This window comes from Synergistetes bacterium HGW-Synergistetes-1 (genome assembly GCA_002839185.1).
In the GTDB taxonomy this organism is placed as follows: Bacteria; Synergistota; Synergistia; order Synergistales; family Synergistaceae; genus Caenicola.
Genome location: PGXO01000004.1, coordinates 32,257 through 58,147, shown reverse-complemented (window position 1 = coordinate 58,147; position 25,891 = coordinate 32,257). Strand labels below are relative to the sequence as shown.

The window sequence follows — 25,891 nt, the reverse complement described above, 5'->3', positions numbered from 1 at the left end:
AAGGCAGGACAATATGTGTCAGCTGCCCTGTCTGTCTATCGTTATTGAAACTTTGCTCTTTTCCCTTGGAGTCTCCAGAATTTTACCGAGCCCGAGCGCCACTGAAAAGAGCGGCTGTTCTGCCACATGGACAGGTACATTGAGGGCATCAGAAAAACGCAGGCTGAGTCCTCTTAAAAGGGCAGTCCCTCCTGAAAGCACTATACCCTGGTCCACAATGTCCCTCACAAGCTCAGGCGGCGTCTGCTCTACCGCGGAGCGTATCGTGTCCTCTATCTGGGCAACGACAGGTTCAAGTGCCTCGCGCACTTCTACGGAGCTGAGGTTTACCACCTTAGGCAGTCCGTCGACCAGGTCTCTTCCCTTGACGTTCATAGACAGTTCCTGTTCCATAGGGAGAGCCGATCCTATCGCTATCTTTATCTCTTCCGCGGTGCTCTCTCCTATGGCAAGCGTGTAATTCTGCCGCATAAGGGATATTATCGCTTCATCCAGCGAATTCCCTGCGACCCTCACAGCATGGTTCACAACTATCCCGCCAAGTGATATGACCGCCACTTCGCAAGTTCCGCCGCCCATGTTGACCACAACATTACCCTGAGGCTCGTTTATAGCTATACCTATCCCCACTGCGGCTGCAAGAGGTTCTTCAACAACTATGGCTTCCTTCGCCCCTGCAGCAAGAGTCACTTCAACAACAGCCCTCTTTTCGACTTCGGTGACACATGCCGGCACACACACCGCGACCTTGGGATAGGAGAAAAAATTACCCGCCCCTGTAAGGTTCTTCATATAATGCCTTATCATGTGCTCCGTCATCTCGAAGTCAGCTATAACTCCGTTAGCAAGTGGTCTTATAGTTTTGATGCCTATGGGGGTACGTCCGATCATTTTTTTTGCATCTGTACCGAAGGCTATTATCTCTTTCTGGCCTTTCCTGTCCAGATTCCTTACCGCAACAACTGACGGTTCGTTGACTACGATCCCTTTGGATTTCAAAAAAATGACCGTATTGACTGTACCTATGTCTATCCCAATTTCATAATTAAACAAGTTCGGTCTGAACTTAAACACCTTGCCACCCGCTTTCAAAAATTTCCCCGAAACCAATATGTACCTTTATATTATCTCATTTTTGGGCTGAGTATGCATCATTGAACTTGTGTAAGCTGTCCTCCTGCGGCAATATAGTGTCCCAGAAGCTCCACACCCAGAAAATCAAGTCCTTTTTTAACATGATCCGTTATCGCAACATCTTCCCTGCTTGCCGAGCAACTCCCATCCGGATGGTTATGAACAAGCACAACACCGTATGCGTTCATACGCACGGCCTTTCTGTAAAAGACCGGTATATCAAGATAGGCTCCGCTCTGCCCTCCGTATGAGATCTTCTCTTCCTCAATAACTTTTCCGCCTGCGTCCAGGAATAACGCATATATCAACTCCCTGTCGCAAAAACGGGTATCTTTCGCTATCTTTTCCAGTCTGACCTGCCATTGGTCACGATCCTTGACTCCAAGGGCGGCTATCCGGCTTCCCAGTTCTATAACAGCGGCAAGCGTCGCCACCTTGGCGGAGTTGAGCCCCTTTTCTCCCATCAGTTCCTGCGTGTCTGCACGACAAAGACCTTCGAGACCTCCCCAATCATTCAGAAGAGAGGCCGAAAACTCCAGGACGTCCTCTCCCCTTCTTCCTGTCCTCAGAAGTATAGCAAGCAATTCTACAACTGAAAGAGAATGAGCTCCATGGGTCAGAAGTTTTTCTCGCGGTCTCTCTTCTGCAGGAAGGTCCTTTATCTTCATACCGGACTATCTCGGCCAATAGGGGTTGTAAATTTTTTCAGCGCCTATCGTTGTCTCAGGTCCATGTCCGGGAAGTACCCTCAGTTTATCCGGAAGGTCAGTCAATTTTTTCAGGGATCTGACCAGAACATCTTCATCTCCGCCCGGAAGATCGCTTCTTCCTATGGAGCGGGCAAAAAGAGTGTCTCCTGATACCAGCACTTCCTCATCGCCCTCAGTGATATGGAGACATATGCCTCCCAATGTGTGTCCGGGCGTATGGATAACGTTTATGTTCATACTCCCGACTTTGAGCGTGTCACCTTCGTTAAGTTTTTTATCCGCAGAAGGAAGCTCTACCGAGGTCCCCATGAAGGCAGAAAGGTTTCTGTTCGCATCTAAAAGACAGTCCGCATCCTCTGTGTGTATTGCAATGCCGTTTTCAGAGAGGTTCCTCAGTTCCGGGACACCTCCTATGTGATCGCCGTGTCCGTGCGTGAGGATTATCCAGTGCAGCCTGATATCATTGTCCCGTATGTACTCCTCGACCTCTGCTGCAGGACCTCCCGGATCAATGACGATCCCTTCGCTGCCGGAATCGCTGATCACATAACAGTTCGTCCACAGTGCGCCAAGCGCAAATCTTTTGATCTTCATGCTTTACTCACTCCCTGGTGTCTATCATAAGAGTCACGGGGCCGTCATTGCATATTTCAACCTTCATATAAGCCTGAAAAACTCCCGTTGCTGTTCTGACTCCCCTTACTTCAATCTCTTTGACGAATTTTTCATACATGCTGTTTGCAAAAGATGGTTCAGCTGCATTTGTCCATGAGGGTCTTCGCCCTTTTTTGCAGTCGCCGCACAATGTAAACTGCGAAACAACAAGTATCTCTCCCTTTTCGTCTATGACAGATCTGTTCATTTTACCTGATCCGTCTTCAAATATTCTGAGATTAACTATTTTATCTGCAAGCCATGTAATATCCTTTTCTGTATCTTCGTGGACTACACCAAGAAAAACGCAAAGGCCTTTCCCTATCTCACCTGTGAGCTTTCCTTCCACCGAGACACCGGCCTTATCGACCCGCTGCAGAAGTGCCTTCATTGTACATCACCCCCTGGTTATCTCAATGACCCCGGAAATGGTATTGAGCCTTGCTATTATTCTGTAAAGATGTTCTATATCCTTTATCTGGACATCGGCAGCTACCCTTGTCCGTGAGTTGTTTACAACGTTTGCCCTTACTCCGACAAGGACCCCGTCCATCGCAGTAATTGCCTGGACTATTTCTCCGAAGAGAGTAGGCTTGTCGACCCCCTCAACTTTGATCCTCGCAGTATATCGATGATCCTTCAGCCTCCCCCAGGAAACATTTATCATCTTGCCCGGGTCGGCCTTGTCTATGTTAGCACAATCTTTGCGATGTACTGTAATACCCCTGCTCTGTGTGACACAGCCTACTATCTGATCTCCGGGGACCGGACGGCAGCACTGGGCAAGGGATACAAGCACACCCGAGGCTCCTTCTACCACTATTTCGGAGTCAGCTTCGCTTCTTTGCGGAGGAGCCTGCGCCGGTATCGGTTCCGGTGCCTGCTTCGTATCCGATGCCATCCTTCCAAAGATGCTTGCTGCAGTATGATTGCCGGTCCCAACCGACACTATCAGCTCTTCAGTGTTCAGATATCCCATTTCCCTTGCTACATGGCTAAGTTTAGGAGAGATCGCTTCAAGCGGATTTTCTGTTCCCGGGTTTCTTCTCAGGGCCTCTTTTTCAAGAAGCTCTCTGCCCCTGTTTATCTTTTCTTCCCGCTCCTGCCTGTCCTGTTGACGGAACCAGCTCTTTATCTTGCTTCTTGTGCGGGTGGATCTTGCTATCTTTAGCCAGTCCCTGGAGGGTTTTCCCTGAGGCGATGTCAGTATGCGGACTATATCTCCGTTCTGCAGCTCCTGGTCCATCGGGGCAATTCGGCCGTTGACCATTGCTCCGACACACTTATGTCCTATTTCTGTATGAATGGCGTATGCAAAATCTATGGGTGTCGATCCATTTGGAACAGAGATCACATTACCTTTAGGTGTGAAAACAAAGACCTCCGAAGAAAGGACGTCGGTCTTCAGGTTATCCATAAATTGTGAGCTGACTCCTTCATCTTCCTGTCCTTCGGGCACTACTTCAAGGGCTTTTCGTATCCAGGTGAGGCCCTCGTCAAGATGATTGACCCTCTTCCCGCCCTCTTTATAGTTCCAGTGGGCAGCTATTCCGTATTCGGCAAGAGAATGCATTTCCCGGGTCCTTATCTGGACCTCAAGCGGTTCTCCTGCAGGGCCTACTACCGTAGTGTGCAGGGATTGATAGAGGTTGCTTTTGGGATTTGCAATATAGTCATCAAACTGCCCGGGTATAGGCTTCCATATCGTATGTACTATTCCAAGGACCTGATAGCAGTCAGCAAGATTTTTCACTATCACCCTGAGAGCCAGGAGATCGTAGAGCTGATCCAAAGATAGGTTTTTCCTTCTCATTTTTTCGTAGATGCTGTAAAAATGCTTGGGGCGGCCTTTTATTGAAGCTTCTAGTCCGTCTTCCTCGATTTTCTGAGAGAGGATGTCCATAGCATCTTTTATTATCATTTCGCGTTCGGGCAGCTTTTTCCTGACTCTGCGCTTTATGTCATAGTACATTTCGGGATCGAGCATACGGAAAGAAAGGTCTTCAAGCTCTCTTTTTACCTGATATATACCGAGACGATGTGCCAGGGGAGCGTATATCTCAAGGGTTTCACGAGCTATGGTCAACTGTTTTTCCCTTTTGTGGGATGATATGGTCCTCATGTTGTGAAGACGGTCTGCGAGCTTGATGAGGACGACTCTGATATCCTTGGCCATGACCACGAACATCTTCCTGAGGTTCTCAGCCTGATAGTCCTCAAAAGTCTTAAATGGAAGTTTCCCCAGTTTGGTAACTCCGTCAACCAGGGTAACGACTCCTGCTCCAAATTTTTCTGAAAGATCCTCAGCTGTTATCTGTGTATCTTCAAGAACATCATGCAGAAGTGAGGCTATAATAGTTTCGCGGTCTATTTCCATACCGGCCAGAATGGCTGCAACAGAGACCGTATGTACAACATACGGGTCGCCGCTGTACCTCATCTGCCCTCCATGTGATTCGGCAGCGAATACAAATGCCTCTCCTATACTTGTCATATCGTCTTTTGAAAGATATTTTGAGATCTTTGACCAGAGATCCTGCCATGCCAGCCTGAGGGTCGAGACACGCTGAGCCTCAGGTATACGCCCCCAATAACCTTCCATCAGGGATCTGCAGCCCTTTTCGCTCAATCCGCCATCATCTTTCCTGTTTATTCCGGACAGGTGGGCAGATCGCACATTCAAAGTACCTGCCTTGTTCTCTTCGCTCATTTATGCACCACCGAGCCGTTCGTTAAAGATCGCTAGACTGTTACCATTTTTTCCAGGACAAGCTGAAGGGAGGTCACGTTCCGCCATGTGTCCAAACGAGGTCTGTATACCCAGCCCATCAGGCTTTCTCTGTCCTTAACGATCTCAGCCGCTCCGAAACCTAGGAGCGTTGATTCGCCCAGATCTATCTTCACATGCTTTCCGTTCTTCCCCAGAGGCAGTATCTTAATATTGCCATTGTAAGGGGAATATAACTTAGGAGATGGATTGTCCATGCCGAAAGGTCCAAGTTTTTCAGCTTCATACCATGCATTGAGGTCAAGTTCAGAGGGCGACCAGTACAAAAGATCTTCTTTGTCGCTTGATACTTTTACCCTTGAGAGCATCTTTTCCATTTCATCTCTGACTTCCTGCCAGTTGTCAAATTTCACGCTGAAACCTGCAGCAAGGCGATGTCCGCCCCACGTGTTCAACTTCGGAGCGAGGGCCTTCAATATGCCGACTGCATCTCCACCCGCGGGCATTCTCAGTGTACCCCTCATAATATCTCCTACTGAGGCCACAAGGGCTACAGGAGCGTTTCTCTGGCTGCATATCCTGCTGGCAACACTGCTAAGTACCCCTACAGACCAATCCTTGTCTGTCAGGACATACTGGTATGGTTCTGCCTGTTCACCATCCACCTGCTCAAGGATCTTAGAAGAGAGCTCTCTTCTTTTTTTGTTTAGATCTATAATTTGATCGACCTTCTCATGAAGATCGTCAGCATTAAATAGAATTTTTACTGCAAGGTCTGCGAAATATAGTCTTCCTGCTGCGTTGAGGCAGGGAATTATCTTCATTGCAAGGTCTTCCGGATCTAGAACTGAGGAGTTTATTCCAAGTTTTTCCATAAGTATGGCAAGACCTGACCTCGGAGTTCTCCTTAGCACGTCCAGACCTCTCTGAACAAGTACTCTGTTCAGGGGCGAGGCAAGGGAAACACAGTCAGCAATAGTTGCCAATGCAACAAGGTCAAGGAGTTTTTGCAGCTTTTCCCTGGGAAGAAGCTGATTCTGCCATGCCCAGCACCATATCACCCCAGCAGCACAAAGCCTTTTGGCAGTGATGTCACCGCCGATCTGGGGGTTTACCATGGTGTCTGAGATTGCAAGTTCGCCTTCAGCGAGGTGGTGGTCAATAATAACGACCGGAATACCGCTCTCCTTTATGAGTTTCACTGATCCGACATCCTGAGTTCCGCAGTCAACGACCACGACAAGATCACACTTCCGTTTGGCAATGCTTGTCGCTACATCCGAGTGCAGTCCATATCCCTGGTTGAAACGGTGAGGGATGAAATACCTCACGCTTGCCTTCTTGTGGAGGACCATTTCAACTGCAAGGGCTGTTGCTGATATTCCGTCGACATCATAGTCGCCGTACACGACCACGTCAGATTCTTCGTCCAGTGCCCTGAATATGTCAACAGCAAGCGAATTGGTCTCACCAAGAGCCAGTGAGCCCAGCATGCTCTCCATATCAGGAGATATCCAGCTTTTTATCACTGAATCACTGGTCTCCGAGGTCACTCCCCTCATCTCCAGCAGCGCGGCCTGAAATAGAGAGCAGTCCAGGCGGGCAGCAATTTCAACCGCTGTATTCCCGGGTCTGTAAATGTTTAGTTCATCTTTTGAGCAAATTACTACCAAAACTACTCGACCGTTCCGCCAGGTGTATTTACCTCTGTGTAGTGTGTCTGGCCGGGTTCTTCGTTTGTGGGGAAAGGATTTCTGGCTGCTGCGACTGATTCGAGTATCGTCTTTTTTTCTCTCTCTACGGCAGCGATCTTTTCATCCTTTGTTTTCAGTTCTTTTTTATACTTGCCTCTAACCTCAAACATGGAAAAAATAGAGAATATCCACATTATCGCTGCGCCGGCACAGAAGACAAGAACTTCCCATACTCCCTGCGGAAGGACCCATTCAAATACAAGAAACCTGACTGTAACATCCCCTATGTTCTGAAAAGCAAAAAGCGCAGACAGAAACATGGTAACGGTTATAGCGAGAATATAGCTCTTCATAAAACCCCTCCTCATAGGCAAGCAATCAAAAATGCTTTACTGATTGAACATCTATAATACAACAAAATGATGATAAAGAGACAAAAAAAAAGAGAGGCACAATGCCTCTCTTTTAAATAAAAATTGTTTTTAGAATTTCGGATAGCGAAGATACCACTCAGCCACAATTGAGCTTGCTATGTATATTGAGCTGTAAGTACCAACTATTATGCCTACAAGGAAAGCAAAAGCAAAATTGCTTATAACTTCTCCACCGAATATAAACATTGCAATTACCGGCAGCAAAGTCGTTAAGGATGTATTTATTGTTCTGGCAAGTGTCTGATTGATAGACATATCGACAAGTTCGACGACTCCCTTTGTCCTTACTGCTGTCCAGTTTTCACGTACACGGTCAAGGACAACGATGGTGTCATTGAGTGAGTAACCTACTACAGTAAGTATCGCAGCTATAAAAGCCACTGAGACTTCCTTGCCAGTAAGGCTATATACGCCGAGCATTATTATGGAGTCATGCATCAGGGCAAGGACGGCAGCAACACCAAACCTGAACTTGAAACGGAATGCCATGTAGAGAAGGATTCCGACCAGGGCAAGACTTAGAGCTATAAAAGCCTGAGTGCGAAGCTCCTGCCCTACCACTGGACCTACTTTGTCTATCTTGAGAATTTTCAGCCCGCCGAAATCCTTTTTCAGGGTTTCTAGTACCTCTCTCCTTACCTCTTCATCCTGCGCCTGGAAACGTATCAGCACTTCATTGTTGTCATAAGCTTGGATTATTGCCTGTCCTTGTCCGATCTCGCTAAGACTGGCACGTATATCTGAGACCTGCACCGGAGAAGAGAATTCGACCTGCAACACGAGGCCCCCGGTGAAGTCAACGCTCAGGTTCAGTCCTTTCGTAGCTATCAGACCGAGAGAAGCAGCCACTAGAACGAGGCTTATCACAATGGCGTAAAGTCTGTATTTCATGAATGGTAAATTCAGTTTTGATGCATTAAAAGCAACCATTAACAGCGCCTCCTTCTATAGCGTTTTCATTTTACGGTTTGAAAGCATTACGCCGAGCAGCGATCTTGTGACGACCACATTGCAGAAAACTGCGGAAATAACACCTATACTAAGTGTCACAGCAAAACCTCTGATGGGGCCGCTTCCGAAATAGAACAATACTGCCGCGGCGATCAGTGTGGTTATGTTCGAGTCAAGTATGACAACAAGAGCCTTTCTGAAACCTGCGTCCAGTGCTGCCATCTGTGTCTTCCCTGACATCAGCTCTTCCTTCATGCGCTCGTAAATGAGAATGTTGCCGTCGACAGCCATTCCTATTGTGAGTATTATTCCCCCGATACCCGGAAGAGTTAGGGTTGATTTAAGGAATATCAGACTCGCCATTACAAGGAGCATTGCCACGCAAAGTGCCAGGTTTGCCGCTATACCTAGGAAGCCGTAGTATATAAGCATGAATACCACAACTAACGCCGCTCCTATAAGACCGGAGCGTATGCCCTGCTTGATAGAATCTGCGCCAAGCGTCGGGCCAACAGACCTGTTTTCGAGTATCTCGACCGCTACGGGAAGTGCACCTGCCCTGAGCATTATAGCAAGTCTGTTTGCCTCAGGAGTGGAAAATTTACCCGTTATCTGTGCCTCTCCTCCTGAAATGCGCTGCTGGACCACAGGGGCGGAAATAACCATTCCATCAAGAAGGATCGCGATCTGTTTGCCTACATTAGCTGCTGTAGCCTCATCAAAAAGCTTAGCGCCTTCTGTGTTGAACTTCAGAGACACCGCAGCTTTACCAAACTGATCAAAGGTAGTGTCGGCCTTGGTAAGATCTTTACCTGTGACATATGCCTTACCCAGTAGATAAGCCGCACCGTCTTCACCTTTACCTACAACGATATCGGGGTTTGCCTTTACAGCATCTTCCATCTGCCTGACATATTCATTGACCTCGTTTTTGGCCTGCTGCCAGCGGTCCTGAGCCGCCTTGAACTGTTCATCGCTGTCATAGTTTGAACGTACCGGCTCAGCAGGTACCCTTGGTGATTCTCCAAGCACCTGTCGGAACTCCAGTACCGCGGTCCTTCCAATGAGGTCAAGTGCCGCTTCAGGGTCTTCGATACCGGGGAGATCCACTGCAATTCGGTCCTCACCCTGTCTCTGAATGACCGGCTCTGCGATCCCGTACTGGTCGATGCGGCTCCTCAGCACAGCAAGGAGTCTTTCTATACTGTCTGATGTGACAGGATTTTCAGGGGTCCCTTTTGCCTGCAGGACTATGTGTACACCGCCCATCAGGTCAAGTCCCAAACGAACCTTGCCCTGTATCGGGAAAACTATGAATGCAGCTATAAGAATCACGGCCAGAATAAAGACCAACCGCCATTTGTCTCTTTTTACCATAAAGAAAGCGCCTCCTTGCAAAGAAAACGGAGTGGACAATGTAGTTGTCCTCTCCGTATAAATACACAACTTACTTCAATTTAAACTAAGATCTAGACCTCTTCCTTTACTGTATCGTCTGCTTCTTCAATTTCAGCTTCAACGACTTCAGCTTCCTTCACAGACTCTTCAGCTGTTTCCGCCGGTGTTTCCGACTTCTTAAGCTTCTTTTTCTTCGGTTTTGTATCCATTCCGCCGTCGGTTTTTTTCATTGAGACAGAACTTTTGAGTATCCTTGCCTTTATGCCTTCGTCAAGCTCAATGATGTAGCTGTCATCAAGGACCTCTCTTACTATTCCAAAGAAACCGCCAGCTGTAATTATCGTAGAACCTCTGCTGATACTTGCAAGCATTTCCTCATGTGCCTTCTGCTTTTTCTTCTGCGGGCGAATGATCATAAAATAGAAGATCGCCGCAAACATAGCGAGAGGAAGCATCATGCCTACAAGTCCGCCCTGCTGTCCACCCAAATTAATTCCTCCTTAACGTATATAATATATTTTTTATAAAAACCAAATTTTAATTTTGGTCAAAAGTAACGCTGGTTATTTTATCATGACTTAGGCTCTTTGTGTAATAAAATTAATGTTAGTGCTTTCCTTCTCTCTCTTTAAGGAAAAACAGGAGTTTCTCAAGCTCTACGAATATGTCCACCCTGTAAAAAAGTATCTTTTCAGGAACAACTACAGTAGCTGGAGTAAAAGCAAGAATGCCTTTCAGCGAGGGAGAGTGAACTGCCTTGTCAACACAGTTCTGCGCCGCTGAAGCAGGAACAGCGAGAATAAGCACTTCAATGTCCCGTTCCTCCATGACTTTTGCAATTTCATCAACATGCCAGCATTTGACCCCCATTATCTCCTGTCCGACTTTTTCAGGGTCAACGTCAAAGAGAGCATCAACGTCAAACTTGTAACTCTGGAATGCGGCATGTCCCATAAGGGCTGTACCAAGGTTGCCCACTCCGGCGAGAGCCACCTTCCATACCTTGGGAGAGGCGAGTATATTCTCAATATGCAGGCAGAGGCGGTTCACGTGGTATCCCACACCTCTTTTACCAATCTCTCCAAAATATGAAAGGTCCTTGCGCACCTGGCTTGCCTTTATTCCAAGGATCTCTCCTATCTGAAGCGATGATACGACCTTGCGTTCCTCTTCCTTCATCTGGATCAGCAGCCGATAATACTGGATCAGCCTCTCGACGGTCGGTTCTGCCACCTTCATACAACGCACCTCCTGGTATTAGCTGAATAAAAATTTATTGGGCTCTCAAAATATTAGCGATCCTTATCTTCTGCTCTTTTGCTTTCCTCAGGAACAATATCACTTCCGGCTTATGGTCATGTCCGGACCGGCAAAATGTGAGCGTCCCTGAAGGGATTCTTCTATAAGTATCAGGCGGTTATATTTCCTGAGACGTTCGATCCCTCTCGGCGCTCCTGCTTTGATCTGCCCGGCACCTGTTGCTACAGCCAGGTCTGCGATAAAACAGTCAGCAGTCTCTCCTGAGCGGTGAGAAATGATTGTCCTGTAGCCTCCGCGTCTAGCCATCTCAACAAGCTTGAGAGTCTCAGTTAATGTCCCTATCTGGTTTGGCTTAACAAGGACCGCGTTCGCCGCTCCCCTGTCCATTCCAATCTGAAGCCTGTCAGTGTGAGTAACAAAAATATCGTCACCTATAAGCTGGATTTTGTGCGACAATCTTTTTGTCATGTCTATCCAGCCCTGCCAGTCATCCTCTGCAAGCCCGTCCTCTATCGAGATGATGGGATATTTTTCACACATAAGTTCATATATATCTATAAGTTCACTCGCGGTATATTTGTAGTCACTGCCGTGGAACTGGTATGCTCCTTTGCAGTAAAACTGGTTTGCCGCTATATCCAGACCAATGGATATATCCCTGCCAGGCTGATAGCCGGCGCTGCGGATAGCCATAAGCATAAAATCAAGCACCTCTTCCTGGTCTCTGAAATCAGAGGCAAAACCGCCTTCATCTCCGGTACCTGTCGATTTGTTGTACTTTGTAAGGATACGGCTCAGCGCATGGTATGTCTCAGCCCCCATACGCAGAGCTTCTGTAAAAGAGGGAGCTCCATGGGGTATGATGAGGAATTCCTGGATGTTAAGATTGTTGTTTGCGTGAGTGCCTCCGTTTATTATGTTCATAAGCGGGATAGGCATAAGGTTGGCATTGAGTCCGCCCAGATATCTCCAGAGCGGGATATTTTTTGAGTAAGCCGCTGTCCTGGCAGCAGCTAGAGATACTCCCAGTATTGCATTAGCTCCCAGTTTCTTTTTGTGAAGAGTTCCGTCAAGCTGTATCAGCACGGTGTCTATCTGATCCTGCTCAAGGGGGTCCATTCCTCTTAGGGCAGGGGAGATTATCTCATTAATATTTTGTACTGCTTTAAGTACTCCTTTGCCCATATACCTTCCGCTGTCACAGTCTCTAAGTTCGTGGGCCTCATATGTTCCGGTAGAGGAACCGGACGGGACGCTGGCTTTTCCAATGATACCCGAGTCGAGAGTCACCTCCACCTCAACAGTCGGAAAGCCTCTTGAATCGAGTACTTCTCTGCCATGGACATTAGTAATGTATGACAATTGAGCCTACCCCCTTCTTAGGTAATTCACCAGGGACGTTCTTCCCTGTCAACTCTCTTTTCTTCGAGCAACTCATACGGAACTGCGTTTCTTTTAAGCTGAGTTTCGTCGGATGTCAGCACACTAACTCTCACTATTCTGCCAGGGTAGGCAACTTCGATCGTGTCGCCGGTCCTTACTTCCGCAGCAGATTTGCAGGTTTTACCATTGATCCTAACTGCGCCTATCTCAACCATATCCTGTGCCAGAGTCCTGCGTTTGATCAGTCTCGAAAGTTTCAGGTACTTATCAAGTCTCAAAAGATGATCACCATCCCAGCAATGCCAAAGAAAGTATAATCCATATCGACCGCTCGTGCAATAATTATCAAACTTTCACAATAGCAAAACACACAGCCATAATTTATCAACATAAAACGTTTAATGACAAATTTACGCAAAATAAATAAGTATTATTAATATTTTCTTAACAAACAGACTTGTGATGTCTTTTCACAAACTATTTATCTATTCCAGGAAATCTTTTAATTTTTTGCTTCTGCTTGGATGACGAAGCTTTCGCAACGCCTTGGCTTCTATCTGGCGGATCCTTTCCCTTGTAACACCAAAACGCCTGCCAACCTCTTCCAGAGTGTGTGCGTGTCCATCTTCAAGGCCGAACCTCAGCCTAAGGACTTCACGTTCACGGTCTGTAAGGTCATCAAGCATTTCATCAAGCTGCTCTCTCAATATCTGGCTTGCCGCGGCTTCTTCAGGGCTTGGGAGATCCTTGTCTTCAAGAAAATCACCAAGCTGGCTGTCTTCTTCCTCACCGATGGGAGTTTCAAGTGAGACAGGTTCCTGTGCTATCCTCTGTATCTCCTCAACACGGTCAGACGCTATCTCCATTTCAGCTGCTATCTCTTCAGCGGCCGGTTCTCTCCCCAGCCTTTGGACAAGCTGTCTTGAGACTCTGATCAGCTTGTTTATCGTCTCTACCATGTGGACAGGTATTCTTATCGTCCTTGCCTGGTCCGCTATCGCTCTTGTTATAGCCTGCCTTATCCACCATGTGGCATAAGTGCTGAACTTGTAACCCTTTCGGTAATCGAACTTCTCAACAGCGCGGATAAGGCCGAGGTTTCCCTCCTGGATCAGGTCAAGGAAGAGCATCCCCCTGCCTATATATTTTTTTGCAATGCTGACGACCAGCCTCAGGTTCGCCTCAACAAGCTTGTCTTTCGAGGTCATGTCCCCTGCCTCTACTCCCTTTGCAAGCGAAACTTCGTCTTCCGATGTCAGGAGAGGTATTTTGCCTATCTCCCTCAGATACATGCGGACAGGATCCGACAGGGGAAGATCTTCAAGATCTCCCATCTCTTCGTTATTGGCGTTAGTTGGGAGGATATGCTCACCCTCAGATGGGTCTACTTTTGTCTTCGGTTCATCAACTACGTCTACACCAAGCTCCATAAGGTTCATGTAAAGGCTGTCAAGAATATCCGCTGTGAGGAAATCCTTAGGCATGTGCTTCTCTATGTCCTCATAGGTCACAAAGCCCTTCTCTCTGCCCTCATGCAGCAGATCCCTTACGTTGTCGATGTAGGCGGTGTAATCTGCAGGATCACCATCTTCACTGCTATCCCCTTTTACTGCCTCGACCTCGGAGATACTCTCATCCTCCTCTGCGCAGATGACCTTAATATCTTCGTCCAGATCAGTACTGTCATGAGTTTCAAGTAACTCATCCTCTATGTTGGCAGGACCGCATATATCGCCCTTTTCCGGATCTGAAAAATCGTTCAGGTCAAGTAAGATATCTTCGGTTATTTCCTCTATGGTTTCATCGATGAGTTTCGGCGCGCTATCCGATGCTGCAGATGTGGCAGCATTAGTTTTTTTAGTCGACCTTGTCTTTTTCATGCCCCGAATTTCCCTCCTTTTAGAATTCTTGTCAGCTTTAAATGTTCCTGGACTTCAGTTTCTGTGGCTGTTCCCTTTTTGAGTTTTGTATTAAGAGATCCAACTCTTTCCTCAACACACCTTCTTCTGATCGTATCAGCAATACTTTCTGCCTTATCAGCATCAATGCCTTCTCTCGCAATTATTCCATTACCCCTTGCGATCAATTCGAAAGATCTTCTGTCACCAAGCTGCCTCCACCTATCCTCCAGATGAAGCGGAGTTTCACCGGATAAAAGAGCGGAGACCATATTTTGCAGTATTTCATCTTTTACAAAAGGCACCACGTACTCCGGAGAGAATCTTGATCTCAGTTCTTCACTTCCCCAGAGCATACTGCAAAATATACATTCCAGGTCATCAGGTTCTAAGCAGGAATCCTTATCGGGAATAGCAACGGCTTCGATAAAATCATCTTCCGGCATCCTTTTTGATCCCGCATCACTTTGACTTATTCGCCTGGTTTCTATTTCTCTCTTCAGTTCATGGGGGTATACACCCATTTGCTGCGATATCTTCTCAATATGCGGAGCTATGTCGAACGCCGACAGTGATGCAAGCCCTTCCAAAAGGTCATTCCTTGCTGCAAAAGATTTCTCAGGTATCTCCATATCAGCCTTTCTGAGCATGGCATGATATATGGGAAGCGGGATAGCAGATCCTATAGCTGATCCAAACATCTGCAAACCACCATTTTGCAGCAGGACCTCATCTGGGTCCTTGCCTCCTGTCAGTCTAACTATTTTAACTGAAACTCCCTGTTTCTGTAGCGTATACATTCCTCTAAGCGCAGCTTCCTGACCTGCACTGTCCGAATCATAGCAGATATAACAAAGACCTGTCATTCTTTTGATCAAAACGGCCTGGGCATCTGTAAGTGAAGTTCCCAATGAAGCAACTGTATTTGTATATCCCGAAAGATGGCACCTTATTGCATCCATGTAACCTTCTACGAGGATCGCGTGTCCTTTTTCCCTTATCTGCATCTTAGCTTTGTTCATCAGGTAGAGATTGTTGCGTTTGTTGAAAAGTGTGCTTTCAGGGCTATTCAGATATTTTGCTCCGTCACCATCAAGTATCCGCCCTCCGAACCCTATGATCCTGTCTGTTGCGCTGTATATTGGAAACATCACACGTCCGCGGAATCTGTCATAAGCATTTCTTGTGCCTTGCGCAGCAAGTCCGCTTTCAATTATCTGTCCCTCTGTAAAGCCCATATCTGTGAGATGCCTGAAGAGCGAATCCCATGAAGGCGGCGCCCAGCCCAGCTCAAATCTTTTCATGTCCTCTTTTGTAATGCTGCGCCTTGTAAGATATGCCCTTGCCGCTTCTCCTGAAGCATTGTCGAGAGACCTTATGAAGAAGTCCAGCGCATGCCTTAAAATGTTCCCTCTGGAAAGAGTGCTTCCACGGCTGCTCACCGCAAATCCCTGGAGCTTCACTCCTGCCCTCTCTGCAAGCCTTTCCAAAGCTTCCTTGAAATCCAGGTTTTCAATTTCCATTATGAATGTATATACATCTCCGCCCTTGCCGCAGCCAAAACAGTGAAAGGTCTGCCTTTCGGGAGAGACGCTAAAGGAGGGGGTTTTCTCGTTATGGAAGGGACATTTGCCCCAGTAAGTCTGACCGCTTTTCCGCAGGACTACATAGTCACCGATAACCTCGGTAATATCAAGTCTGGATTTGACTTCTCTGACATCATCGCTGGCCATGGCACACCTCCGGTATACAGAAAACTAGAGGGAGAGTAATACTCTCCCTCAAAATAATTATCTCATGTTCAGTCTGAATGATTCAAGTTTGGTCGATCAAATGAGCAGCGGAGCCAATACTGTAGCAACGACCGACATGAGCTTTATGAGAATGTTAAGACTGGGTCCTGCTGTATCCTTGAAGGGGTCGCCCACGGTATCTCCGACTACTGCTGCTGCATGCGGCGCAGTTCCTTTACCGCCGTGATGGCCGGATTCAATGTATTTCTTGGCATTGTCCCATGCACCACCGGCATTGGACATAAAGATCGCCATCATAACGCCTGTAACTATCGATCCGCCGAGAAGTCCACCAAGCGCCTGGGCTCCAAGTCCGAATCCGACGGCTACCGGAGCAAGCACTGCCATAAGACCTGGGAGGATCATCTCACGAAGTGCTGCCGCAGTGGAAATATCAACACAGCGCTCATATTCGGGACGGCCCGTTCCTTCCATAATTCCCGGGATCTCTCTGAACTGCCTGCGAACTTCTTCGATCATTTTTTCAGCAGCCCTGCTGACAGCCTGTATCGAAAGAGCGCTGAAGATAAAGGGCAGAAGACCGCCTATAAAAAGTCCCACCATTACCCTAGGGTCTTTAAGGTCGATGACGTCTAGGTTAGTCGCCTGTGCATACGCAACAAAGAGAGCAAGTGCTGTAAGAGCAGCAGATCCGATAGCAAGACCTTTGCCTACCGCTGCTGTGGTGTTGCCAACTGCGTCAAGCCTGTCTGTGATCTGCCTGACTTCTTCCGGCAGGTTTGCCATTTCAGCTATACCGCCTGCATTGTCTGCTATGGGTCCGTATGCGTCTACAGAAAGAGCCATGCCTGTGATGGCAAGCATACCGACTGCAGCGCAGGCTATCCCGTAGAGTCCGCCGAATTGTACCCCTGCAAGGATGGCAACACAGACAAGGATGACCGGAACGGCTGTTGATTTCATACCGACTCCAAGACCGGCAAGTATGTTAGTTGCAGCTCCTGTCTCAGAGGCTGCAGCTATTTCCTTTACGCTGGCATAGTCGCCTGATGTATAGAATTCTGTCGCCGCTCCGATAAGGATGCCGGAAACAACTCCTGACACGACCGCATAGAACAGGGTCAGATCTCCCGCAAATACCCAGCGGGTGAGGAAGAATGTCCCCACTATCATAAAGAGTCCTGTTGAACCCAGACCGTAACGAAGAGCCTTTGCAGGGTCTCCGCCTTCTTTTACCTTTACAAAGAATGTCCCGAGTATGGAGGCAATTATGCCAACAGCTGCAAGAAGAAGAGGATACATCACGCCGGCCATGCCTGCGAACAGAGCTCCGATGACCATTGCGGCGATGATGGAGTTAACGTATGATTCAAAGAGGTCTGCACCCATACCTGCAATGTCGCCGACGTTGTCGCCGACATTGTCCGCTATGACTGCCGGGTTGCGGGGGTCATCTTCGGGGATGCCTGCCTCTACTTTACCGACAAGGTCAGCGCCTACGTCAGCAGCTTTGGTATAGATACCGCCGCCTACACGGGCAAATAGCGCGATGGAGCTGGCACCAAAACCGAAGGCAGTGATGATGCTGGGATCTCCGAAGAGAACGAACATCACAACTACTCCAAGAAGACCTACTCCAACTACTGCCATTCCCATAACGCTTCCGCCTGTGAATGCTATCGTAAGAGCACCGTTCATGCCTTTCATCGCCGCAAAGGCCGTCTTGCCGTTCGCTTTCGTCGCAACTTTCATCCCGATGTATCCTGTAAGTGCGCTGCAGAGAGCCCCTGCGACAAAACATATCGCACTTGGAACGTTTATCTTCCACGCCAGAAGCGCTGCTACCAATATGACAAAAGGAACCAGTGCCTTGTACTCCCTGTATAGAAAGGTCATAGCACCGCTCTGTATAATGCCGGAAAGTTCATTGATCCTATCATGATCAACTTTAAATGCATTGATCTTACCCGAAGCATAGCCTGCGTAGAGAAGTGCTACTACTGCTATGCCTCCTATAACGCCTAAAATTTCCATTGGAAAAGAGACCCCCTTGAAGGTTGTGGTTTAATCAGCATTTTAGCTGACCCAATTTGTTATTATATCTACTTTTAAATTAACTTACAACCTTTTAATATGCTTTTACTCAACATTTGATCGCTGGGTCTATTTTCGATTTTCTTTCTGAAAAATCAACGATCATCATAAAAGTTTGTTTATGTTCAAGACAGCTGCGTTATTTTTTGCCCTCTGTGCTGCTGTCGAGATAGATCCTTATGGTTTTATCAGTTTTGCTGCCGCCCTTAAGTGAGGCCAGCATTCCCATGATACTGCCTCTTACGAAGTCTGCGATAAAATCCTTCATGGGCAAAGGCCGGTCCCCGAAATATATCTTTGCGCTTCTGTATGCCTTTCCTCTCACCAGTGAGGCAAGGCGTACTGCCATTTCCTTCTCTTCTCCGCCACTGTAAACAAGCCCGCTGTCTTTGTTTCCGCAACGGTCATATATCATGAATATCCCGGGATATTGAGGCTGTTCTTCACCTTCTGTCCTGACCCATATCTTTGGAAGAGCAAGGTCCTTGCCGCCCTCAAGTATTACAAGTTCAGAGTCCGGGAAGTAGATGGAAGCAATAAAGGACGGGGTGGTCTCTTGAGATGCCGCAAGTTCGTTCCTCAGACCGTCCCTGCCCCAGAGAACGGCACCTATACACATCTCAGAGACTGACCCTGTGTCTGTGCCCTTCTCTGAAAGGACCTCATCTGATGTTCTTTTTATGTATCCGACCCTTATGCCCAAAACTTCCAACTCGCTAAGGAGTTTCCTGCAAAGCGTCGTCTTGCCGCTGTTTTTATTTCCTGAAACAGCTACTATCGTGATCATGGCATAACCTCCAAAGATTTGGAACCGTCAGTTCTCTTTGAATTTTTCCGAAACTATGGCTCTATATAGATCAAGAAGGAAAATTCCTATAGAAAGGATGAGAGGTCCTATAAAAAGGCCAAGGAAGCCCCAGTTGAAAAGACCTCCGAATATCCCTACAAATATTACAAGCATATGGATCTTACTCTCTCCGGAGATGAAAACTGGCCTGACAAAATTGTCAACCATGCTGACTGCTCCTATTCCCCATCCAAGAAGGATAAGGCCTCCGGTATAATCTCCGTTAATAAAGAGACTCAAAACGCCAGGCACCCATATCACCGGAGTGCCGACAAAAGGTATCATTCCAGTGATAAACATAAAGAAACCGAAAAGGACCGGATGTCCAAGACCCACAAACCACCATCCCAGTCCACCCAGACTTCCCTGGATCGCTGCTGTTACAACTATACCGTATACGACCGCTCTGAGCATCTTGGCAGATCTGTCAACTATGTTCTCCCGCTCAGACTCGGTAAGAGGCATGATGTCCTTCACGTATTGAAGTATGAGGTGACCATCTCTGACTATAAAGAAAGAGGATACCGTCACGACTGCCAGCAGATAGAAAACTTTGAAAGCGTTGCCCAGTATCTCCCTGGATAGTATACGTACAAACCCCGTTATCCAGTTCACGCTGCTGCCGATGATCGATTCAAATACGGGGAATCCGCTGACGAAATCAAGTTTGTAAAGTAATTTGCCAAGCAGCGGAACATTGTGGAGTTTTTGAAGTATCTCCGTGTATGAACCTGAAAGCACCCCGCTCTGCATTACAGCTTCATATACCTTCAAAAATTCCTTTATCAAAAAGAGTCCGAAGAAGAGCATGGGGATCGCCATGAATACTACTATGGCAAGTGTTGTTATTCCGGCTGCGATATTGGTAAGTCTTCCTGAAAAAAAATTGTTGTGAAGGTTTTTGTAAAGAGGGTATGCAAAGTAAGAGAGTACGACAGACCACAGCAGCGGGCGGCCCAGTGGTGAGACTATAAGCCATGAAAGAAAAAGGAAAAGCACCAGAAGCGCTGCAAAAGGTACCACGCTCTCCCTGATCTTCTTCGACATCTTGAGGTAACGCTCGTCATGCAATGCCCCTGCCCCCGATCCTGTAAACATGCATCTTTAAACAGCCTGTGTAAGATAAATATTCTCGTTTCAAGATATTAACTGACTAAGGGCAATTATACTATCATTCGTCCAACAGGTTAAATTGACCGGGTTCGGAACACTTTATTTTAGAAGCCGCAAGCGCAGAAAGCGCCGCGCCGACTCCGTTGTCTATGTTGACCACGACCAGACCCGGACTGCATGAACACAGCATTGACCTCAAAGCTGTGTTTCCTTTTTCTGCAATGCCATATCCCACTGAGGTCGGAAGGCCTATCACAAGTGATGATACCAACCCTGAGACTACGCTTGGCAGAGCGCCGTCCATCCCTGCCGCTACGATAACCACATCCGCTTTCCTTATATCAGGCAAAACGTTAAAAAGGCGGTGTATACCGGCGACTCCGACATCATAAAACCTATCCGCTTTTGAACCGAAAAACTCTATTATCTGAGCAGCCTCTTCAGCTGTCGGCACATCCGTGCTTCCTGCAGAAACGACAGCTATGAGGGCTCCGTTTTTATTTATCTCACCAAAATGAGTATGTCCGACACGCGAAAGAGGATCATATCTGAAATCCTCTATTACAGAAACAACTGTCCTGAACTGATCCTCAGCCATCCTGCTGAAGGCAGTGTCCAGTCTTTGGGCTTTTATCTTTTCTGCAATGTCAAGAAGCTGTTTTTCAGACTTTCCTTCGCAGAAAATGACCTCTGAAAAACCCTTTCTTCTGCTTCTGTCAGCGTCAAGCCTTACTTCCATCTCGAAGTTCCCACGTCGTCGCTATTCCCACTCTATAGTTGCGGGCGGCTTTCCCGTTACATCAAGCACGACCCTGTTGATAGCGGGCACTTCGTTGCATATCCTTCTGCTTACTGTGTCCAGAAGTTCGTAGGGGAGATGGACCCACTCTGCTGTCATTGCGTCGAGTGATGAAACCGCCCTCAGCACCGCTGTCTCCCCGTATGTCCTTACATCCCCCACGACCCCGACGCTCCGTACAGGAAGAAGGGCACAGAATGCCTGCCATATTTCCTTGTACAGTCCAAACTTCCTTATCTCTTCTATAAAGATCGCGTCAGCCTCCCTAAGTACATCAAGACGCTCTTTCTTTAACTCTCCGAGACATCTTACTGCGAGGCCCGGGCCGGGAAAAGGATGTCTCTCAAGGAAATGCGGCTCTATACCAAGGGCTTTTCCAACTGCCCTGACTTCATCTTTAAAGAGGTCGCGCAGGGGCTCCAGGAGCTTCATTTTCATGTCATCCGGCAGCCCGCCAACATTGTGATGGCTCTTTATAACGTTTCCTCCGCCATGTCCGCTTTCTACTACGTCAGGATATATTGTGCCCTGTAACAGCCAGTCTGAACCACCGATTCGCCGGGCCTCTTCTTCAAAAACACGAATAAAAAGTGCTCCGATTATCTTTCTCTTTTTCTCCGGATCAGTGACACCTGCAAGTGCAGAGAGGAACCTCTCCTCGGCATCGACCCTGTGTACGTTGAGACTGAGAGTTCGATAAGTCTCCATTACCTGGTCGGCTTCGTTCTTTCGTAGGAGTCCGTGGTCTACAAAAATACAGTGAAGATTTTCGCCAACGGCTTTGGATGTGATGACTGCGGAGACCGTTGAGTCGACTCCGCCGGAAAGACCGCATATCACCCTTCCTGTCCCAACCTTTTCCCTGATCTTGTCTATTTCTCTCTCGACCCAATCGATCCCTAGGTTCCAGTCAGCAGTGCAGCCGCATATATCAAATATAAATGCCGAGAGGATCTCCCTTCCCTTCGGTGTGTGGACCACTTCCGGGTGAAACTGGAGCGCGCTTATCCTTCCGTCTGATGATTGAAAAGCGGCAAGGGCGCCGTTCTCGCTCCATGCCGTAGCAGAAAAGTTCTGCGGAAGCTCTGTTACCTGATCCCAGTGGCTCATCCATACTTCGAGTTCTTTTTCCTCTCCAATTCCTCCGAAGACACGGCCACCGGCGGAGAACTTTACTTTTGCTCTCCCGTACTCCGCAGCTTCACCTCGTTTGACTTTCCCACCAAACTGATGTGCTATCAGCTGCATCCCGTAGCAAATACCGAGGACCGGTATGTCGGATCCGAGTATATGCATCGGTATGGACGGAGCATCGCTGTCAAGGACGCTCCTGGGACCGCCTGAAATGATTATGCCTGAGGGAGAAGATGCTTCGATCTTTTCTGCAGGAGAATCCCAGAAGAGTATTTCGCTGAAAACTCCGAGTTCTCTTACTCTCCTTGCAATAAGCTGTGTGTACTGGGAGCCGCAGTCTAATATCAGGATCTTGTTCTCTCTGTTTTTCATCTAAAAAACCTGCCCTTTCACTAACATACACTTTGCGCGTTAGTAAGTATGACATAAAGAAGCCGCGATTTCCACTCTATAATTTTTATTGCAGGACAAAAAACAGGCGGGGGCAACCCCCGCCTGTTCGAAATACTGCTATCTGATCTTGTGGATATTAGTAATCCATACCGCCCATTCCGCCCATGCCGCCCATACCTGCCATGTCGCCGAGAGTATCCTTCTTTTCCGGCTTGTCAGCTACGAGAGCATCTGTGGTGAGTACCATAGCTGCGATGGAGGAAGCGTTCTGAACTGCTGTACGTGTTACCTTAACGGGGTCGATTATACCGGCTTTGATCATGTCAACATACTCGCCTGTCGTTGCATCAAGTCCCTGTCCGGTTTTCAGCGTCTTCACCTTCTCGATGATGACATCACCCTGGAGACCTGCGTTTGAAGAGATCAGGTGGAGGGGCTCAGTCAGAGACTTGCGGACTATCATTGCTCCGGTCCTGATGTCTCCCTCAAGTTTTGCGATCTGCTTGTCAAGTTCCTTTGTGCATTCTACAAGTGCAACTCCGCCGCCTGCTACGATGCCTTCCTGAACTGCCGCGCGGGTCGAGTTGAGTGCGTCTTCAATGCGGTGTTTGAGTTCTTTCTGCTCGGTCTCTGTCGCAGCACCGACCTGGATGACCGCAACTCCGCCGACTATCTTGGCAAGGCGCTCCTGAAGCTTCTCTTTGTCATACTCTGATGTTGAATCAGCAAGCTCTTTCTTTATCTGGGATGCGCGATCCTTGATGTTCTTGGAATCGCCTTTCCCTTCGACTATCGTTGTGTCTTCTTTGGTAACCTTGATCTTTTTGGCTCCGCCGAGGACTGTCGTGTCTGCATTCTCAAGCTTCATGCCGACTTCTTCGCTAATGACTGTAGCGCCTGTAACAACAGCTATATCCTGGAGCATTGCCTTCCTTCTGTCGCCGAATCCGGGAGCTTTGACAGCAACAACCTGGAGGATGCCGCGGAGTTTGTTGACTACAAGTGTAGCAAGGGCTTCGCCTTCAATATCCTCTGCGATGATGAGGAGAGGTTTGCCAAGCTGTACGATCTTCTCGAGGACGGGGAGCATGTCTTTGACATTGCTGATCTTGCCGTCAACGATGAGTATATTGGAGTCTTCAAGCACTGCTTCCATACGATCAGGATTCGTGATCATGTAGGGGCTGATGTATCCCTTGTCGAACTGGAGGCCTTCCACTGTCTCGAGTGATGTTCCAAAGCTCTTGCTGTCCTCAACTGTGATTACGCCTTCTTCTCCGACCTTGCCCATAGCCTCAGCGATAAGTTCGCCGATCGCCTTGTCGTTTGCTGAGATCGAAGCGACCTGTGCGATCATGCTGTGCTCTTTTACGCGGACTGCCTGCTTCTTGAGCTGCTCTACAACTGTCTCAGTCGCGCTTTCGATACCCTTGCGGATGAGCATTCCGTTAGCTCCTGCGGCAACGTTTTTAATGCCTTCGCGGACCATAGCACGGGCAAGGACTGTAGCTGTTGTCGTACCGTCTCCTGCTACATCGTTGGTTTTTGAAGCTACTTCTTTGATAAGCTGTGCTCCCATATTTTCAAACGGATCTTCGAGTTCAAATTCCTTTGCGATCGTCACGCCGTCGTTAGTGATGGTGGGTGAACCATATTTCTTGTCAAGGACTACGTTGCGGCCTTTGGGGCCAAGTGTGATTCCGACTGTGTCTGCAACTTTATTCATTCCGCGCTCCATAGCACGGCGGGCTTCTTCTTTAAAAAGCAATATCTTTGCCATGATCATATTCCTCCCAGAATAATAATTATTTTATATTTCTTACTTCGTTACTACTGCCAGTACGTCTCTTTCGCTCAGGATGAGGAAATCCTCACCATCAAGCTTGACTTCAGTACCTGAGTATTTGCTGTATATGATCCTGTCGTCAGGTTTGACATCCATGGGCTGACGTTTGCCGTTCTCAAGTACTTTTCCCTCTCCTACAGCAACAACGATTCCTTCGACTGGCTTCTCTTTCACTGTTTCAGGAAGAACGAGTCCGCCTTTTGTCTTTTCTTCGTGAGGTGCGGCTTTAACAACTATTCTGTCTCCAAGTGGCTTAAGTTTCATAAAATGACCCCTCCTGTTAATATTTTGTTATTTGATGTTAGCACTCACGTCAATCGAGTGCTAACTTCTTTTCGACTGAAGTTTAATAAGAGAGAAGGTTTTTCTCAAATGCGACTAGAGTCAAATATGTGATGTATATGCCTTTTATGTCTGCATATTTACTCATTCCTTCTATTTTTAAACATGCTTTGAATTTTGCTTATCTTACGTAATTTGTGCAGAGAATGTGCGCGCTGATGTCCTTTTTTCAAAAATCATCAGAACCGGGGTGTTTTTACACCAAGGCTTACTAGGAGGGTATCAGGGCAGGAAAATATTGAGAGTAAGGATGCGGGCAAGAAAAGTAATTACCAAATCTCCCATGAAGGGTCTGGAGAGAGCGAAAGGTCTGACCTGTTGCCCCTGAGGAAAGAGTCCGTTCCGGCAGATGCGATCATAACAGCATTATCAGTACACATATTTTTCGGAGGAAGGAATAACTCCCAATCCTCTTCTTCTGCCATCTCATTAAGCCTGCTGCGAAGACCGGAATTTGCTGCAACGCCTCCTGAAAGCGTCAGTCTTTTTACCCCTGTCATGTCTGCAGCGAGTTTTATTTTGCATGTAAGAGATCCTATTACCGCTTTCTGGAAAGATGCGCAGATATCTTCCTTTTTTAAGGAGGTGCCTGTTTTTTCCGAGTTTCTTATTATATTGGCCGCAGCAGTTTTTAATCCGCTGAAACTGAATTCGACCTTGCCTGACGAGGAAAGCGGCATTGGCAGCGCATAGCTTTCCGGGTCGCCTCGCGATGCCAGACTGTCTATGACCGGACCTCCAGGATAGCCAAGCCCCATCATTTTCGCAATCTTATCATAGGCTTCGCCAGCTGCATCATCTCTTGTTGAACCCAGAAGTTCATATTCTCCAAAATTCTTCACCCATACGATCTCAGTATGCCCCCCCGATACTATAGCTGAAATAAAAGGCGGAGCGAGGTCTCTGTTCGCGGCGACGTTTGCAAATATGTGTCCCTCCAGGTGGTTGACTCCAATGATAGGTGTCCTCCACGCCTGTGAGAGCGCCTTGGCAGTCATGACACCGACAAGAAGCGAACCCATCAGTCCCGGCCCGGCAGTAACGGCAATAAGGTCGATCTCTTTTGCTGGATCATTTATGCATGTTTCTTCAAGCACTTCTTCCAGAAGGGGGATGATCATTTCCTGGTGCATCCTCGATGCGAGTTCGGGAACAACTCCTCCGTATTCGGAATGCGATTCTATCTGACTGGATATCACCGAGGACAATACGATATTTCTGCCCTTCATGACAGCAAGTGCAGTGTCATCACAGCTTGTCTCTATTCCAAGGGTGATGAGTTCTTTGGGCTCAGCCATCATCCGCATTGACCGGCACAGGATGAA

General features: G+C 47.6%; 23 protein-coding genes. All 23 read right to left on the bottom strand.

The features are described from left to right. Positions 1-18 precede the first annotated feature (18 nt). The 23 genes from CVV54_03875 to tsaD all read right to left on the bottom strand — a co-directional run bounded on the left by CVV54_03875 (position 19) and on the right by tsaD (position 25,864). Positions 19-1,074, bottom strand: coding sequence for a rod shape-determining protein (locus CVV54_03875; protein PKL04633.1), 1,056 nt, complete (start codon positions 1,072-1,074; stop codon positions 19-21). A gap of 77 nt (positions 1,075-1,151) precedes the next feature. Next, a complete protein-coding gene (locus tag CVV54_03870; GenBank protein ID PKL04632.1) occupies positions 1,152-1,802 on the bottom strand; it encodes a hypothetical protein in 651 nt (216 codons plus the stop codon). Positions 1,803-1,808: 6 nt separating this feature from the next. Continuing rightward, positions 1,809-2,438 (bottom strand): MBL fold metallo-hydrolase, encoded by a 630-nt coding sequence (locus CVV54_03865; protein PKL04631.1) that lies wholly within the window; start codon positions 2,436-2,438, stop codon positions 1,809-1,811. A 7-nt stretch (positions 2,439-2,445) separates the two neighbouring features. Then, on the bottom strand, positions 2,446-2,889 hold the full coding sequence (locus CVV54_03860) for a D-tyrosyl-tRNA(Tyr) deacylase (GenBank protein PKL04630.1): 444 nt from the start codon (positions 2,887-2,889) through the stop codon (positions 2,446-2,448). Between the two features lie 6 nt (positions 2,890-2,895). Beyond that, complete coding sequence (locus CVV54_03855; protein PKL04629.1) at positions 2,896-5,208, bottom strand: (p)ppGpp synthetase; 2,313 nt, start codon at positions 5,206-5,208, stop codon at positions 2,896-2,898. Between the two features lie 32 nt (positions 5,209-5,240). Next, positions 5,241-6,899: a recombinase RecJ gene (locus CVV54_03850; GenBank protein PKL04628.1), complete on the bottom strand. Its 1,659-nt coding sequence runs from the start codon at positions 6,897-6,899 to the stop codon at positions 5,241-5,243. 2 nt (positions 6,900-6,901) lie between these two features. Continuing rightward, positions 6,902-7,273, bottom strand: a complete 372-nt coding sequence (locus tag CVV54_03845) for a DUF1049 domain-containing protein (protein PKL04627.1) — start codon at positions 7,271-7,273, stop codon at positions 6,902-6,904. Between the two features lie 129 nt (positions 7,274-7,402). Continuing rightward, the gene (secF, locus tag CVV54_03840) at positions 7,403-8,284 is read right to left on the bottom strand and encodes a protein translocase subunit SecF (GenBank protein PKL04626.1); all 882 of its coding nucleotides are present in this window, start codon (positions 8,282-8,284) and stop codon (positions 7,403-7,405) included. A 15-nt stretch (positions 8,285-8,299) separates the two neighbouring features. Continuing rightward, positions 8,300-9,682, bottom strand: coding sequence for a protein translocase subunit SecD (gene secD / locus CVV54_03835; GenBank protein ID PKL04625.1), 1,383 nt, complete (start codon positions 9,680-9,682; stop codon positions 8,300-8,302). 92 nt (positions 9,683-9,774) lie between these two features. Next, positions 9,775-10,191 (bottom strand): preprotein translocase subunit YajC, encoded by a 417-nt coding sequence (gene yajC, locus CVV54_03830; GenBank protein PKL04624.1) that lies wholly within the window; start codon positions 10,189-10,191, stop codon positions 9,775-9,777. A 118-nt stretch (positions 10,192-10,309) separates the two neighbouring features. Beyond that, positions 10,310-10,942 carry a redox-sensing transcriptional repressor Rex gene (locus tag CVV54_03825; protein PKL04623.1) on the bottom strand — a complete coding sequence of 211 codons (633 nt, stop codon included), beginning with the start codon at positions 10,940-10,942 and terminating at the stop codon, positions 10,310-10,312. A gap of 99 nt (positions 10,943-11,041) precedes the next feature. Next, positions 11,042-12,325 (bottom strand): phosphopyruvate hydratase, encoded by a 1,284-nt coding sequence (locus CVV54_03820; protein ID PKL04622.1) that lies wholly within the window; start codon positions 12,323-12,325, stop codon positions 11,042-11,044. Positions 12,326-12,351: 26 nt separating this feature from the next. Then, a complete protein-coding gene (locus CVV54_03815) occupies positions 12,352-12,624 on the bottom strand; it encodes an RNA-binding protein (GenBank protein PKL04621.1) in 273 nt (90 codons plus the stop codon). 207 nt (positions 12,625-12,831) lie between these two features. Further along, positions 12,832-13,905 carry an RNA polymerase sigma factor RpoD gene (locus CVV54_03810; protein ID PKL04869.1) on the bottom strand — a complete coding sequence of 358 codons (1,074 nt, stop codon included), beginning with the start codon at positions 13,903-13,905 and terminating at the stop codon, positions 12,832-12,834. 317 nt (positions 13,906-14,222) lie between these two features. Beyond that, the gene (locus CVV54_03805; GenBank protein ID PKL04620.1) at positions 14,223-15,977 is read right to left on the bottom strand and encodes a DNA primase; all 1,755 of its coding nucleotides are present in this window, start codon (positions 15,975-15,977) and stop codon (positions 14,223-14,225) included. A gap of 96 nt (positions 15,978-16,073) precedes the next feature. Continuing rightward, positions 16,074-18,032, bottom strand: a complete 1,959-nt coding sequence (locus CVV54_03800; protein ID PKL04619.1) for a sodium-translocating pyrophosphatase — start codon at positions 18,030-18,032, stop codon at positions 16,074-16,076. Positions 18,033-18,231: 199 nt separating this feature from the next. Next, entirely contained in the window at positions 18,232-18,879 is a 648-nt protein-coding gene (locus CVV54_03795; GenBank protein ID PKL04618.1) for a molybdopterin-guanine dinucleotide biosynthesis protein MobB, read from the bottom strand. 27 nt (positions 18,880-18,906) lie between these two features. Then, on the bottom strand, positions 18,907-20,037 hold the full coding sequence (locus CVV54_03790) for an AI-2E family transporter (GenBank protein ID PKL04617.1): 1,131 nt from the start codon (positions 20,035-20,037) through the stop codon (positions 18,907-18,909). 73 nt (positions 20,038-20,110) lie between these two features. Then, the gene (locus CVV54_03785; GenBank protein PKL04616.1) at positions 20,111-20,791 is read right to left on the bottom strand and encodes a 1-(5-phosphoribosyl)-5-amino-4-imidazole-carboxylate carboxylase; all 681 of its coding nucleotides are present in this window, start codon (positions 20,789-20,791) and stop codon (positions 20,111-20,113) included. 21 nt (positions 20,792-20,812) lie between these two features. Beyond that, positions 20,813-22,357: a GMP synthase (glutamine-hydrolyzing) gene (gene guaA / locus CVV54_03780; GenBank protein ID PKL04615.1), complete on the bottom strand. Its 1,545-nt coding sequence runs from the start codon at positions 22,355-22,357 to the stop codon at positions 20,813-20,815. Between the two features lie 157 nt (positions 22,358-22,514). After that, positions 22,515-24,158, bottom strand: coding sequence for a chaperonin GroEL (gene groL, locus CVV54_03775; protein PKL04614.1), 1,644 nt, complete (start codon positions 24,156-24,158; stop codon positions 22,515-22,517). Positions 24,159-24,197: 39 nt separating this feature from the next. Continuing rightward, positions 24,198-24,488, bottom strand: a complete 291-nt coding sequence (locus CVV54_03770; GenBank protein PKL04613.1) for a co-chaperone GroES — start codon at positions 24,486-24,488, stop codon at positions 24,198-24,200. 347 nt (positions 24,489-24,835) lie between these two features. After that, on the bottom strand, positions 24,836-25,864 hold the full coding sequence (gene tsaD, locus CVV54_03765) for a tRNA (adenosine(37)-N6)-threonylcarbamoyltransferase complex transferase subunit TsaD (protein ID PKL04612.1): 1,029 nt from the start codon (positions 25,862-25,864) through the stop codon (positions 24,836-24,838). Positions 25,865-25,891 lie beyond the last annotated feature (27 nt).

Excerpts from the sequence above, each read along its gene's own strand:
- CVV54_03865 (PKL04631.1), bottom strand. The coding sequence starts at position 2,438 with ATGAAGATCAAAAGATTTGCGCTTGGCGCACTGTGGACGAACTGTTAT.
- CVV54_03860 (PKL04630.1), bottom strand. The coding sequence starts at position 2,889 with ATGAAGGCACTTCTGCAGCGGGTCGATAAGGCCGGTGTCTCGGTGGAA.
- CVV54_03805 (PKL04620.1), bottom strand. The coding sequence starts at position 15,977 with ATGGCCAGCGATGATGTCAGAGAAGTCAAATCCAGACTTGATATTACC.
- CVV54_03855 (PKL04629.1), bottom strand. The coding sequence starts at position 5,208 with ATGAGCGAAGAGAACAAGGCAGGTACTTTGAATGTGCGATCTGCCCAC.
- CVV54_03870 (PKL04632.1), bottom strand. The coding sequence starts at position 1,802 with ATGAAGATAAAGGACCTTCCTGCAGAAGAGAGACCGCGAGAAAAACTT.
- guaA (PKL04615.1), bottom strand. The coding sequence starts at position 22,357 with ATGAAAAACAGAGAGAACAAGATCCTGATATTAGACTGCGGCTCCCAG.
- CVV54_03790 (PKL04617.1), bottom strand. The coding sequence starts at position 20,037 with ATGTTTACAGGATCGGGGGCAGGGGCATTGCATGACGAGCGTTACCTC.
- CVV54_03785 (PKL04616.1), bottom strand. The coding sequence starts at position 20,791 with ATGGAAGTAAGGCTTGACGCTGACAGAAGCAGAAGAAAGGGTTTTTCA.
- CVV54_03770 (PKL04613.1), bottom strand. The coding sequence starts at position 24,488 with ATGAAACTTAAGCCACTTGGAGACAGAATAGTTGTTAAAGCCGCACCT.
- CVV54_03845 (PKL04627.1), bottom strand. The coding sequence starts at position 7,273 with ATGAAGAGCTATATTCTCGCTATAACCGTTACCATGTTTCTGTCTGCG.
- secD (PKL04625.1), bottom strand. The coding sequence starts at position 9,682 with ATGGTAAAAAGAGACAAATGGCGGTTGGTCTTTATTCTGGCCGTGATT.
- CVV54_03800 (PKL04619.1), bottom strand. The coding sequence starts at position 18,032 with ATGGAAATTTTAGGCGTTATAGGAGGCATAGCAGTAGTAGCACTTCTC.
- tsaD (PKL04612.1), bottom strand. The coding sequence starts at position 25,864 with ATGGCTGAGCCCAAAGAACTCATCACCCTTGGAATAGAGACAAGCTGT.
- groL (PKL04614.1), bottom strand. The coding sequence starts at position 24,158 with ATGGCAAAGATATTGCTTTTTAAAGAAGAAGCCCGCCGTGCTATGGAG.
- CVV54_03825 (PKL04623.1), bottom strand. The coding sequence starts at position 10,942 with ATGAAGGTGGCAGAACCGACCGTCGAGAGGCTGATCCAGTATTATCGG.
- CVV54_03795 (PKL04618.1), bottom strand. The coding sequence starts at position 18,879 with ATGATCACGATAGTAGCTGTTTCAGGAAATAAAAACAGCGGCAAGACG.
- secF (PKL04626.1), bottom strand. The coding sequence starts at position 8,284 with ATGGTTGCTTTTAATGCATCAAAACTGAATTTACCATTCATGAAATAC.